General features: G+C 67.0%; 14 protein-coding genes. 9 read left to right on the forward strand and 5 right to left on the reverse strand.

Going from position 1 to position 12,573, the window contains the following annotated elements; translation table 11 throughout:
- The first annotated feature begins 30 nt into the window (after positions 1-30).
- From AC0L58_RS03460 to AC0L58_RS03500, 9 genes are all read left to right on the forward strand, one after another.
- Positions 31-1,503, forward strand: a complete 1,473-nt coding sequence (locus AC0L58_RS03460; protein WP_473686720.1) for an efflux transporter outer membrane subunit — start codon at positions 31-33, stop codon at positions 1,501-1,503.
- Positions 1,503-2,636, forward strand: coding sequence for an ABC transporter permease (locus AC0L58_RS03465; RefSeq protein ID WP_473686722.1), 1,134 nt, complete (start codon positions 1,503-1,505; stop codon positions 2,634-2,636). The genes AC0L58_RS03460 and AC0L58_RS03465 overlap by 1 nt, the downstream gene beginning before the upstream one ends.
- Before the next feature lie 8 nt (positions 2,637-2,644).
- On the forward strand, positions 2,645-3,367 hold the full coding sequence (locus AC0L58_RS03470) for an ABC transporter ATP-binding protein (RefSeq protein ID WP_473686724.1): 723 nt from the start codon (positions 2,645-2,647) through the stop codon (positions 3,365-3,367).
- A 16-nt stretch (positions 3,368-3,383) separates the two neighbouring features.
- The gene (locus AC0L58_RS03475) at positions 3,384-4,313 is read left to right on the forward strand and encodes an efflux RND transporter periplasmic adaptor subunit (protein ID WP_473686726.1); all 930 of its coding nucleotides are present in this window, start codon (positions 3,384-3,386) and stop codon (positions 4,311-4,313) included.
- A 42-nt stretch (positions 4,314-4,355) separates the two neighbouring features.
- Positions 4,356-5,192: an alpha/beta hydrolase gene (locus AC0L58_RS03480; RefSeq protein ID WP_473686728.1), complete on the forward strand. Its 837-nt coding sequence runs from the start codon at positions 4,356-4,358 to the stop codon at positions 5,190-5,192.
- 2 nt (positions 5,193-5,194) lie between these two features.
- Positions 5,195-5,554, forward strand: coding sequence for a hypothetical protein (locus tag AC0L58_RS03485; RefSeq protein ID WP_473686730.1), 360 nt, complete (start codon positions 5,195-5,197; stop codon positions 5,552-5,554).
- Positions 5,551-5,940, forward strand: coding sequence for a DMT family transporter (locus AC0L58_RS03490; RefSeq protein ID WP_473686732.1), 390 nt, complete (start codon positions 5,551-5,553; stop codon positions 5,938-5,940). The genes AC0L58_RS03485 and AC0L58_RS03490 overlap by 4 nt, the downstream gene beginning before the upstream one ends.
- 9 nt (positions 5,941-5,949) lie before the next feature.
- Positions 5,950-7,158: a DegT/DnrJ/EryC1/StrS family aminotransferase gene (locus AC0L58_RS03495; RefSeq protein ID WP_473686734.1), complete on the forward strand. Its 1,209-nt coding sequence runs from the start codon at positions 5,950-5,952 to the stop codon at positions 7,156-7,158.
- 133 nt (positions 7,159-7,291) lie between these two features.
- A complete protein-coding gene (locus tag AC0L58_RS03500; RefSeq protein ID WP_473686736.1) occupies positions 7,292-7,591 on the forward strand; it encodes a PepSY domain-containing protein in 300 nt (99 codons plus the stop codon).
- 37 nt (positions 7,592-7,628) lie between these two features.
- Here AC0L58_RS03500 and AC0L58_RS03505 read toward each other — a convergent pair whose 3' ends face one another.
- From AC0L58_RS03505 to AC0L58_RS03525, 5 genes are read right to left on the reverse strand one after another with little or no spacing between them, the layout of a single operon-like run.
- Positions 7,629-8,507: an arginase family protein gene (locus tag AC0L58_RS03505; protein ID WP_473686738.1), complete on the reverse strand. Its 879-nt coding sequence runs from the start codon at positions 8,505-8,507 to the stop codon at positions 7,629-7,631.
- Entirely contained in the window at positions 8,507-9,574 is a 1,068-nt protein-coding gene (locus AC0L58_RS03510; protein ID WP_473686742.1) for a GNAT family N-acetyltransferase, read from the reverse strand. The genes AC0L58_RS03505 and AC0L58_RS03510 overlap by 1 nt, the downstream gene beginning before the upstream one ends.
- A gap of 30 nt (positions 9,575-9,604) precedes the next feature.
- Positions 9,605-10,837 (reverse strand): beta-ketoacyl-[acyl-carrier-protein] synthase family protein, encoded by a 1,233-nt coding sequence (locus tag AC0L58_RS03515; RefSeq protein WP_473686744.1) that lies wholly within the window; start codon positions 10,835-10,837, stop codon positions 9,605-9,607.
- A complete protein-coding gene (locus tag AC0L58_RS03520; RefSeq protein WP_473686746.1) occupies positions 10,834-11,118 on the reverse strand; it encodes an acyl carrier protein in 285 nt (94 codons plus the stop codon). The genes AC0L58_RS03515 and AC0L58_RS03520 overlap by 4 nt, the downstream gene beginning before the upstream one ends.
- Positions 11,119-11,164: 46 nt before the next feature.
- Entirely contained in the window at positions 11,165-12,571 is a 1,407-nt protein-coding gene (locus AC0L58_RS03525; protein ID WP_473686748.1) for an aspartate aminotransferase family protein, read from the reverse strand.
- Positions 12,572-12,573: the final 2 nt, after the last annotated feature.

The following is a 12,573-nucleotide window of genomic DNA, read 5'->3' on the forward strand; positions in this document are numbered from 1 at the left end:
CAGTGCCCTGATCCGTCTGTCGGTTCTTCCGTGTCGCCGATCCCGTCAGCGGGCGCACGACGCAGCGGTCCCGTCGCTGCCACGCGTAGCGCGGCCCGTGTTGGCTTGCTGGCGTTCGCGCTGGCGTTGGCACTCGGCGGTTGCGCCAGCGAGCCGCTGCAGCCTTTGTCGCCGTCGATTCCGGCGCAGTGGCGCCAGGCGACGGAAGCAGGTGCGGAGCAGGTCGACCTGCGCGGCTGGTGGCATGCTTTCCACGATCCGCAGCTGGATGCGCTGGTGGATACCGCCCTGCATGACAACTTGAATGTGGCAGCTGCGCACGAACACCTGTTGGCGGCGCGCGCGCTGGCGCGGGTGGCCACGGCGCCCTATCTGCCGTCCGTACGTGCCAAGACCGATGACGCGATCGATCCGGATGCGAGCGCGTCCTTCCTGGTGGCCGGCTTTGATGCGGTATGGGAGTTTCCCCTGTTCGGTCGCGGCACGGCCGCGCGCCGCCAGGCCGAAGGCAACCGGGACGCGGCCGAAGCGGATCTTCAGCAGGCGCGCGTTTCGCTGGTCGGCGAGGTGGTGCGTGACTGGCTGGAGCTGCGCGCGGCGCAACAGCGCATGACAGTGCAGGCGCAGGCGCAGCATGCGCGTCGCCAGCAGCTTGAGCTGTGGCGGGTGCGCGAGCGCCTGCATCTGGTCGGGCCCGATCGCGTCGCGGCAGCCGAAGCGGCGCTGGCCGAGGCCACCGCCTCGCTGAGCGATGCGACACAGGAAGCCGATGGCAGTGCGCACAGTCTGGCGGCCCTGCTCGGCCGACCGGAACCCGATCCGGCCTGGCTGGCTCCGGCGGCGCTGCCGGACCTGGGCCAGTTGGCGGTGACCACCACTCCGGCCGACCTCCTGCGCACGCGCCCGGACATCGCACGGGCACAGGCCGACGTGTTGAGCGCCGCTGGCGACGCGGGAATCGCGCACGCCAACCTGTTTCCCAGCATCGGGATCGGCGGCTCGATCGTGTGGTCGACCAATCTCACCACGCATCGCCGCACCAACGACAACGCGATTGCCTCGGCCGGCCCCATTCTGACCATACCGCTGTTCGACTGGGGCCTGCTCCAGGCGCAGTCACATGCCAAGAATCACGAGCTGAAGGCTGCGGTGCTTGCCTATCGACAAGTGGTTCTGAACGGTGTCGCCGAAGTGGAAAACGCGCTGGGCCAACTGGCACGCCAGAAGGTACGCGAGCGGCAGGCCACGCTGGCCGCCTCCGCCTCGGCCCGCACGCATGCGGCCATCACGCGGCGCGTGCAGCTCGGACTCGACAACCGGATCGACCAGCTCGACAGCGCGCTGGCGCTCGACCGGGCCAGGCTCGCCGCGATCGATGCGCGTGCGGCGCGCGGGGTGGCTTTTGTCAGCCTGTACAAAGCCCTCGGCGGTGCTCCCTTGCCGGACGACGCGCAACCCCTCCCGCCGAGTCCGGCGCCTGTGCTTTCAACGGAGCGCGACTGATGGTGGCGCTTGCCCGCAAGACGCTGATCTACGAATGGCGGCGTTTCCTGCCGGCCATCGTCGCCATCGGTTTCGCCGGCTTGCTGCAGCTGCTGCAGGCCGCCCTGGTGCTGGGCATCTTCGGCAGCGCCAGCGTGTACATCACCGGTTCGTCGGCTGACCTGTGGGTGGGTTATCCGGGCACGCAAAGCGTGAACCTGGGGCGTGCCATCGATCCGGATGTGGCGATGCGTCTGCGCATGGATCCGGCGGTGACGCGGGTGGAGCCGTTCCTGTGGGTGGATGCCGACTGGCGTGGCCCGCACGGTACCGGGGGTCAGTCGGTGTTCGTCTCGGGCATTGATCCGCGCGCGGACGGCCTGATGTTTTCGCGTGCCCTCACGCCTGCGCTGCGGGCCCGACTAAGCGCGCCCGATGCCGTGATCATCGACCGTGCCGACATCGACAAGCTCGGTGTCACCGTGGGCGACAAGGCGGCCATCAACAACCATCGCGTGCGGGTGGTGGGTGTCGCTTCGGGTTTGCGCGCGCTGGGCGGTGTCAACATCGTGAGTTCGCTCGACACCGCGCGTGAACTCGACACCGACCCGAACGACGCCGGGCGCCCGACTTATCTGGTGGCCAGCGTCGCCGACCCGGCCAGAGTCGATGCCGTGGTGCAGCGCCTGCATGACCGTCGCGGCTTTGCGCCGTACGAGGTCTGGACGGCCGAATCGTTTGCCCGCCGCTCGGTGCTGTACTGGATGCTGGACACGGGGGCCGGCGCCGGCGTGGTGTTTCTGGCCGGCATCGTGTTCCTGGTCGGTGCGGTCATCACCAGCCAGACGCTGATGGGCGCGGTGGCCGGTTCCGTGCGCGAATATGCCACGCTCAATGCGCTCGGCGTCGGGGTGGGCAATCTGCGCTGGGTGGTGCTGGAGCAGGCCTGCTGGGTCGGCGCGATCGGTCTGGTCGGTGCCACGGTGCTGGGTATCCTGGTACTGGCCCTGGCGCGCAGCCAGGACGTGCCGGTGGTCATCAACCTGCCGGTAACCTTTGCCTGCGTGCTGCTGGCGATGGCGCTGGCTGCCGTTTCCGGGCTGGTCGCGATGCGCAGTCTGCGGCGCGCCGATCCGGCGACCCTGCTGCGATGAGCGCTGTCATGCCGATCGCATTGGCCGCCGCCGCCCCGGCCTTGCAGGCCGAAGGCATCGCCAAGGCTTTCGTTTCGGGCCGCGTGCGCACGCAAGTGCTTGAAAACCTCTCGCTGCGCATCGAGGCGGCCGAACTCACCCTCATCTCCGGCCCTTCGGGCTGTGGCAAGAGCACTCTGCTGGCGATCCTCAGCGGCTTGCAACCGGTGGACGCCGGGCGCGTGACGGCGCTGGGCAGCGACCTGGTTCGCCTGGACAGGCGCGCGCTCGAGCGCTTCCGGTTGCACCACACCGGGTTCGTGTTCCAGGGCTTCAACCTGTTTCCCGCATTGACGGCGCTGGAACAGGTCGAGTTGCCGCTGGACTATCTGGGCCTCAGTCGCGCCCAGGCCCGCGAGCGCGCCACCCAGTCGCTCGAAGAGGTCGGCCTGGCCCATCGCATGCGACTGCGGCCCGCCGAACTCTCCGGTGGCGAGAAGCAGCGCGTGGCCATTGCCCGCGCCCTGGCCAAGCAGCCGGAGCTGCTGTTCGCCGACGAGCCCACCAGCTCGCTGGATGCGGCCAATGGCCAGACCATCATCGACCTGCTCCATCGGATTGCGCATGCACACGGCACCACCGTGCTATGCGTCAGCCATGATCCGCGCCTGATCCGCCACGCCGATCGCGTGATCATGATGGAGGACGGTCGCGTACTCAGTGACAGGCGGCCCGTGGACCGGCCCTCGTGATCAAAGGAATTCCCGCATGAACCTTCTCCGGATGCGCCTGCTGCCCTGCGCCATGTTTGCCACCTTGCTGGTTGCCGGCTGCTCCAGCCGCACGCCTGCCGCTGACGGCACGGCCGCGGCCACAAGCTATGCGGCGGTGGCGCGTGGTCGCGTGGAAGTGCAAGGCGGCCTGTTGCAGCTGGATGCGCCGCGCGAGGGCACGCTGGTCAGCGTGGCCGTGCACGAAGGCGATCACGTCACCAAGGGTCAGGTACTTGCCGGCATGGATCCGGAGCCGGCCACGCTGCAGGTGCAGGCGGCCGAAGCGGCGCTGGTGCAGGCACGGGCCCGGGTCGATCTGCTCAAGGGCAAGCAGGTGCTGGCTCGCCAGCAGGCGCAGCGCCTGGGCGAAGCGGCCAAGGCCGGCGCGGGTGATGCGCAGAGCGCGGAGGCGGCACGCGGCACGGTTGCCGAGCTGGCGGCCAGCAAGACTTCGGCTGAAGCCGCGGTAGACATGGCCCGGCAGAAACTGCAGAGCGCGCGCTACGAACTCAAGTTGCGAACCTTGCGCGCGCCGATCGAGGCGCAGGTCATCGGCGTGTTCGCTCAGCCCGGCGCCAGCGTGTCACCCCAGTCAGGCCCCTTGTTCACCCTGCTGCCGCAGACGCCGCCGATCGTGCGTGCCGAGCTCAGCGAGGCGCTGGTCGACGCGGTGAAGGTGGGCATGCCGGCCGTGGTCAGCAGCGATGGCGGCGGCGCGGTACATCGCTGGCCGGCCCACGTCGTGCGCATCGGCAGCGTGGTCGGACCCTCCGTACTGGCTGACGATCCGCAGCAGCGACTCAACGAACGCACGGTGAGCTGCGTGGTGGCCTTCGACCAGCCGCAGCACCTGCGCATCGGTCAACGGGTGCTGGTGCAGTTTGGCAAGCCTGCGGCCGCCCCGGCCGCGGATTCGCCGCAGTGAGCGCGACGTGCGCCGCACCCATTCCACCCATCGGAGCATGCCGTGATCAAGGCCACTGACTTCCTGCTCGAAGGCGACCGCCGCGGCGTGCTGCTTATCCACGGACTCACCGGTACGCCGATGGAGATGCGCCTGCTCGCGAAAGGACTCAACCAGGCGGGCTTCACCGTGTACGGCATGCAACTGGCCGGACATTGTGGTGACGTTGATGACTTGCTTGCCACCGATTGGCACGACTGGTACGCCAGCGTGGAGCGGGCGGCGGAGCATTTGCTTCAGCGCGTGGATCACTTGTTCGTCGGTGGCCTTTCGATGGGGGCACTGCTCTCGCTCAAGCTCGCCGCGGATTGTCCCGGCCAGGTCGCCGGCGTCGGCGTATATGGCGCGACGTTCCGCTACGACGGCTGGAGCATTCCCTGGACGGCGCGGCTGTCGTTCCTGCTGCCGCTGGTGAAGAAGTTGGGCCTCGGCCGCGGCCGCGCCTTTCTCGAGCGGCCGCCCTACGGCGTGCGCGACGAGAGGCTGCGCGCGCAGATCAGCGCAGCCATGCTCAGCGGCGACAGTACCGTGGCCGGGTTGCTGGGCAATCCGTGGTTTGCGCTGGCCGAGCTGCAGCAGCTTTCCGTGCAGGTGCGTCGCCAACTCGGGCAGGTGACCGCGCCGTGCCTGGTTGCCCACGCGAGCCATGATGACGTGGCAAGCGTGCGCAACGCCGAGCGCGTGCTGCACGGGGTGAATGCGCGTACCGAGTTGCTGCTGCTCGACGACAGCTACCACATGATTACCATCGACAAGCAGCGGCGTACCCTGATCGAGCATTCGGTGCGCTTCTTTGACGGCATCGCCGCCGCTCGCGTGGCGCGCGCCGAGGCCGCCTGACCATGCCGTTGCTCACCATCGTGCTGTGGCTGGCCAACGTGCTGCTGGACACGGCTGGCCAGCTCGCCTTCAAGGCGGCCGCCGGCGATCCCGAGGCCGGCGATGGCCTGGCCCGCTGGCGCTGCATGGTCGCGCGGCCGTGGCTGTGGCTGGGCGTGGGCTGCTACGTGTTCGAGTTCCTGGTGTGGATCGCGTTCCTGTCGCTGCTGCCGCTGTCCGAAGGGGTGCTGCTGGGATCGATCAACATCGTCGCGGTCATGCTCGCCGGGCGCGTCCTGTTTGGCGAAAGGCTGACCCGGCTGCGCGTGGCGGGGATCGTGCTGGTGAGCCTGGGCGTGGCGATCGTGGGGATGGGCTCATGAGACGTTTCTACTTCTTCGGTTTCGTGCTGCTGATGGCGTTCGATACGCTCACCCAAGTCTCATTCAAGCTTGCCGGAAACCATGCGTTGCCGGTCGAGCCCAATCTCGATTGGCTGCTGCGGGTCTTCGGCCAGCCGTGGGTGTATGGCGCCGTGATCGGCTACCTCGGTGCCTTTTTCACCTGGATGAGCCTGCTCAAGCACGCGCCGATCGGGCCTGCCTTCGCGGCCTCGCATCTGGAAGTGATCAGCGTGATGTTGCTGTCTGTCTGGCTGTTCCGCGAGCCGCTGACCATGCCCAAGCTGATCGGCGCGTTGGCGATACTCGCCGGTATCGTCTGCCTGGGGCTTGCCGAGCGCAGCTCCCCCGACCCCGTTCGCCGCTGAGGCACGCCGGTGCGCGCACGGCATGAAATTCCGCCGACTGCCGGCTTGCCGCTGCGACTGACGGATCTGTGGCCGCGTGGCCATGCATCACTGACCACCACACTGGCACAGCAGTTGGGCACGCCGCCGCTGCTGCTCACCTGTTCCGGCACCGCGGCGCTGTGGCTGGCCCTGCGCACGCTGAGTGCACGCGCGCCGCAGCGTCGCGTGGTGGTGGTACCGGCCTACACCTGTCCGCTGGTGGCGATTGCCGTGCACAGCCTCGATCTGGAGCTGCGCCTGTGCGACGCCAGCGACGGACATTACGACATGGATCCGCGCGCGCTGGCCGAGGCCTGCGATACGCGCACGTTGGCCGTCATGCCGACCCATCTCGGCGGACTGGTGGCGAATGTCGACGCGGCATTGATTGCGGCGCGCGCGGTCGGCGCGTGGGTGATCGAGGATGCCGCGCAGGCACTGGGCGCGCGCGATCGCGGCGCGAGCGTGGGACTGCGCGGCGATATCGCCTTTTTCAGCCTGGCCGCGGGCAAGGGCCTGTCGATCTACGAAGGCGGCTTGCTGCTTTCGCGCGATGACGCGCTGCGCGACGCGCTGGCGCGGACCGCGGCGGAAGAGCTGCCGGCCATCGCGCGTCGGGAGTTGCGACGATCCATCGAACTGCTCGGCCTCGCCGCGCTGTACCGGCCGCGCGCGCTGCGACTTGCATATGGCCTGCCACTACGCCGCGCGCTGCGCCGAGGCGATCCGGTAGCTGCCGTCGGCGACGAGTTTCCACGCTTCATTCCGCTGCATCGGGTCGGGCGCTGGCGGCAGGGCGTGGGCGCGCGCGCCGCGGCGCGGCTGCCCGGCTTCATCCGGCAGCTACGGCAGCAAGCCGGCGTGCGTATCAACCGCTTGCGCCAGATCCCGGGCCTGCACATATTCGATGCCGCGCCGGAGACCGAGGGGAGCTGGCCGTTCCTGCTGTTGCGTCTGCCCGACGCTGCGCGTTGCGACGCCGCGCTGGCGGCGCTGTGGACGGCCGGCATCGGGGTCAGCCGGCTGTTCGTGCACGCGCTGCCCGACTACGGCTATCTGGCCGACCGCGTGCCGCAGGTGCCGGTGCCGCGTGCGCGGGACTTCGCCCGCCGCAGCCTGACCATAAGCAACAGTCCGTGGCTCGACGACGATTGCTTCGAGCGCATCTGCCAGGAGCTGGAACGCGTGCTGCGCTGAACACTCGTCGTCATGTTCGCCGTCGCGCGGGATAAGCGCCACCTAAGTTCGTCCTGTCACGCTCGACGCTCCCGAACCGCAGCATGATTTCGCTGGCGGGACTGTAATCGAACGCAACCTTATGGAGCACACCATGCGCAAGCTCACACTTTTCATCGCAACACTCGCCTTCGCCAGTGCGGCATTCGCGGCCACGACGGACGCAGCCGGCAAGACCGACATGAAGGCCGCCATCAGCATGACCCAGGCCAGGGCGATCGCGCTCCGGACGCAGCCCGGCAGGATCGCCAAGGAAGAACTGGAAAAGGAAAATGGCGGCAGCGGCCTGCGCTACTCGTTCGACATCGTTGCCAAGGGCGTGACCCACGAGATCGGTGTCGACGCGAAAGACGGCAAGGTGCTGGAGAACTCCATCGACAACGGCGACGACTGAGCTTGCGTCGGGCGGGCGCCGCCGCACGGCGACCCGCTCACGCCGTTGCCGCCCTTGTCAGCGGCTTCATCATGGCCAGCAGCTCGAGGTTCAACTCATGCTGCTGGCGCTGCCACGCATCAAGCGACGCGTCATCCACGACGGGCTGCTCGTCGATGGCAGACAGCCTGCGCTTCCACCAGCTGCGATAGCGATAGACTGAAATCTCGCCGGTGATATCGCTGCCCACCAGACCGCCATGCAAGCTCCGGATGATCGCGGCGGCATGCTCCAGCTGCATCCGGCCCTGGTCCCAGTTGGTTCGCGCCACGTCCTGCGCAAAGACGTCCTTGTCGATCGAGAGATAGGTCGGCTGCGGCTGCATGCGCTGATGAGCGCAGAATGCCTGTGTCATCGAGGCCACGTCGTCGAATGCGTGAAACGCGTGACCCAGCCCGGCGCGCGCGGCCCAGCCGGTGTCGACGCCCGCGCTCCAGTAGCTAAGCTTGCCGCGCCGGAGCGGCGCAAGGTAGTTCTCCCAGGCGTGACCGCGGCCGATATCGTTCGAACAGATGCCCACCACATGCACATGGCTGACGCGAGGCATCAGCGCTACCCGGCGCACCCACGAGCCACAATGCACGCCGAAGGGAAAGCGCATGTTGTCCGGGTGATTGTCCAGCACCACCACCTGAAAAGGCGCAGGGCCGGCTACCCGTTCCACCAGTGGCCAGCTGAGGTGGTGGAAGTCGCCGCTGCCCAGCATCACGGTGCCATGAGCCTCTGGCAAGGTGTCGTCGAGCGCCTGTCGGAATCTGCGCAGTGTCGCCAGCGGGCAGCCGAAACGCAGCGCCTCCTGCAGGTGCGCCAGCGGGACCACCAGTCGTCCGGGCAGCGGTCCGGTGGAACCATCGAGATCGAGCACGACGGTGTGCATCAGGCGCGACCGGTGAGTAGCGCGGGTTGCAGCGGCTCGCTCTCGAAGCAGTGCGCCAGGTGGCGAAATGCGAAGCGCAGCAGCGGATTGCGCACATAGACCGCGTGCCGCGTGCTGCAGAAGCGCGCACCGAGCTGACGCTTGATCTCGCTGTCGGTCCAGCCGGCCACGTAGTGGCTCAGGCCGCGGCGGCGGGCGTAGGCGAGGTTCTCCATCCAGCTGACCACGTACAGGTTGTGATCGCGCGCGGGCGGATAGGCAAAGCCGACGTACTTGTCGATCAACATGCCCCGGTACTCGTAGCACAGATTCCAGCCGATCAGGTCGTTGCCGTCGCGGTATGTAAATACGCATCCGCTGCTGTTGCCATCGCGCAGCACGGCCCTGAAAAAGGATTCGCTGAGCAGGTCGAAGTGGATCTCGCTCTGTGCATACACGTTGCGATAGAGCGCGTAGAACCGGCTGATCAGGTCGTCGTCGTCGAAGCAGGTCGCGCCGGTGCGGACGCAATCGATCTGCAGCGCGCCCTTCGAACGCAGTTTGCGGCGAATGCTCTTGCGCCGGCTGTACGAAAGCCGTGCCAGGTAGTCATCGAGCGTGGTGAAATCAATCGGCACCCACGCCAGGGCCATGCCCTCGAGCAGCACGCATCCACGGGTTTCGCACTGTCGCGCAAACGCGGCGGCGTAGGCGTTGGCACGCGCGTCCAGCAGTGGTGAGGCATGGGCCAGATCCTTGATCACCAGCAATGCGCAATCATGGCCGAAGCGGTCGAGCAGCTGATCGGCCAGTGCGCTGGCGGACACGTTGTCCGTCAGCGGAGCGTATTCGGTGACCGTGCAGCCGACGAAACGCGTGCGCCAACGCAGCCAGCGACCCCAGTGGCGATAGCCGGGCAGGCGGGTCACGCGCTGACGCAGTGCGCTGTCGGCCGTGGTCAGCAGGTCGAACGGGGCCACGAAGGTGGGTACGCCCGACGCCGATCGCTCGGCATGAAAGCCGATCGGTGGATGGGCGAGAAATTGTTCGAGCAGGTTCTCCGGCTCAAGTTGGGCGATATACGTCATCCGAAGGTCCATGGCCGCGCCCGGCCTGCGTCAGCGTGCGGCGCGTACCGCCAGTACCGCGTTGAGACCACCGAAGGCAAACGAATTGCTCAGCGCGGCGCGCACGGCCATCGGCCGCGCGACATTGGGCACGTAGTCGAGGTCGCAGGCCGGATCGGCTTCATCGAAATTCGCCGTGGGTGGCACGATGCCGTCGCGGATGGCGCCGAGCACCGCCACCAGTTCCAATGCACCGGTGGCACCCAGCGCATGGCCGTGCATCGATTTGGTCGACGACACCGCGAGCGCGGCGGCATGTGCGCCGAATACACGATGCAGCGCGACGGTCTCGTTGACGTCGTTGGCCAGCGTCGCGGTGCCGTGCGCATTGATGTAGTCGACATCTTCCGGTGCAAGCCCGCCGTCTGCCAGGGCCAACTGCATCGCGCGCGCACTGCCGGCGGGATCGGGCGCGGCGATGTCAGCGGCATCCGCGCTCATGCCGATGCCGGCAAGTTCGCCCAGGATGGTTGCTCCGCGCGCGCGCGCATGCGCCATCGATTCGAGGACGAAGATGCCGGCACCCTCGGCGAGGACCAGGCCGCGGCGACGCGCCGTGAAGGGGCGGCAGGTATCGTCGGCAAGCACGCGCATGGCCTCCCAGGCGCGCAGCGCGCCGTAGGTCAGGCAGGCTTCGCTGCCACCGGCGATCGCCACGTCGATGAGGCCTGCACGGATCATCATCGCTGCCTGCGCGATGGCATGGTTGGCCGACGCGCAGGCGCTGGCCACGGCAAAGCATGGCCCGCGCAGGCCGTGCACGATGCTGATCTGGCTGGCCGGCGCGTTGCTCATGAGCCTGACGATGGTCAGTGGATGAACCCGGCTTGCGTTTTCGGCGTAGAGTCGCCGGCTCTGCTCGTCCTGGGTGGTTTCCCCACCCACGCCGGTGCCCACCACCACGCCCGTGCGCAGCGACAGCGCATCGTCGCCGAAGGCAAGCCCCGACTGTCGTATCGCCTCGTTGGCGGCCATCAGCGCGAATTGCGAGGTGCGGTCGAGCAGCGGCAGCAGCTGCTCGTCGAAGTGCCCGGCCGGGTCGAATGTTTGCGGAACCTGCGCGGCAATCTTCACCCGCAACTCGGCGGCGCGTTCGTGGCGCAGCGGGGCGATGCCGCTGCGTCCCTCCCGCAGCGCGCGCCACAATGGCTCGGCACCCTCGCCATGGACGCTGATGGCGCCCATGCCGGTGATGGCAACGGCACGTCCGGTCGGCTCGCTCACGCCTGGCCTGCGGCGTGTTCGTCCGGCGTGGCCAGGGCAGCAGTCACGGCGTCCACCAGGTGCTGCACGGTGTCGCTGTCGAAGTTGGCGCCCTGATCGGGGAAGGTGATGTTGAAGGCTTCCTCGATGTCGAAGATCACCTCGATGGCGTCCAGCGAGGCGACGCCCAGGTCCTTCAGGGTCGAGCTGGGGTGTATCTGCGCCGGGTCGAGCTTGGTCTGGGTCGCGATGATCTTGATCACCCGATCCTGCACGGTGGCGGCGGAATTTTCCTCGTTCATGATGTTCTCGAATTCTGGAGGATGCAGCGTGGTGACAGATGCCAGTTCATGCCGTTTGCTTGGCCTTGGTCAGCAACTGATCGAGCAGTGCGATGGCCAGGTCGATTTCCTCGTGGGATATCTCCAGCGATGGTGCGAAGGTGATGACGTTCTTGTACCAGCCGCCCACATCCAGCACCAGACCGATCTTCTTGCCACGATGCTCCAGGTCGCCGGCCAGGCCGATGTCGACCATGCGGTCGAGCAACGCCTTGTTCGGCGTGAAGCCGTCGTCCGTGCAAATTTCCGCACGCAGCGCCAGGCCCAGACCGTCGACGTCACCGATCTCCTTGTGCCGCTTCTGCAAGTCGCGCAGGCCGGCAAGGAAATGTGCACCCTTGGCCGGCACGGTGGTCTCGTAATCCAGTTCCTTGCCCATGCGGATCACCTCCAGACCGAGCGACGTGCCCAGCGGGTTGGAATTGAAGGTGGAGTGGGTGGAGCCGGGCGGGAAGATCGTCGGGTTGATCATCTCCTCGCGTGCCCACAGGCCTGACAACGGGTTCAATCCGTTGGTCAGCGCCTTGCCGAACACCAGCACATCCGGTGTCACGCCGAAGTGCTCGATCGACCATTGCTTGCCGGTTCGCCAGAAGCCCATCTGGATTTCGTCGACCACCAGCAGGACGCCGTACTGGTCCAGCACCTTCTTCAGGTCGCGGAAGAAGTTCATCGGCGGAATCACGTAACCGCCGGTGCCCTGGATCGGCTCGACGTAGAACGCCGCGTACTCGCACTGGTTCGTTTTCGGATCCCACACGCCGTTGTATTCGGTCTCGAACAGGCGCGCGAACTGGTTCACGCAACTGTCGGAGTATTCCTCTGCGGTCATGCCCCGGGGGCGACGGAACGGATACGGAAACGGCAGGAACATGGCGCGCTCGCCGAAGTGGCCGAAGCGACGGCGATAGCGGTAGCTGGAGGTAATCGACGATGCGCCCAGCGTGCGGCCGTGGTAACCGCCCTCGAAGGCAAACATCAGGCTCTTGCCGTTCTTGAAGTTGCGCACGAGCTTGAGCGAATCCTCAATCGCCTGCGCGCCGCCCACGTTGAAATGCACGCGACCGTCCAGGCCGAATTTCTGTTTCGCGTCCACGGCGATCGTCTTGGCCAGCTCGATGCGGGTCTGGTGCAGATACTGGCTGGCGACCTGCGGCAGCAGATCGATCTGGCGCTTCAGGACGTTGTTGAGCCGCGCATTGCCATAGCCGAAATTGACCGCCGAATACCACATCTGCAGATCCAGGAATGGCGTGCCGGCACTGTCGTACATGTAGCTGCCTTCGCAGCTGCGGAAGATCTTCGGCGGATCGACGTAGTGCACGGTGTCACCGAAGGAACTGTACTTCGCCTCGTCGGCAAGCAATTGGGCATCGTCGATCGCGATCTGGGCATTCTTGTCGAAAACGTTCATGG

The organism is Rhodanobacter sp. G2-10 (assembly GCF_055809185.1).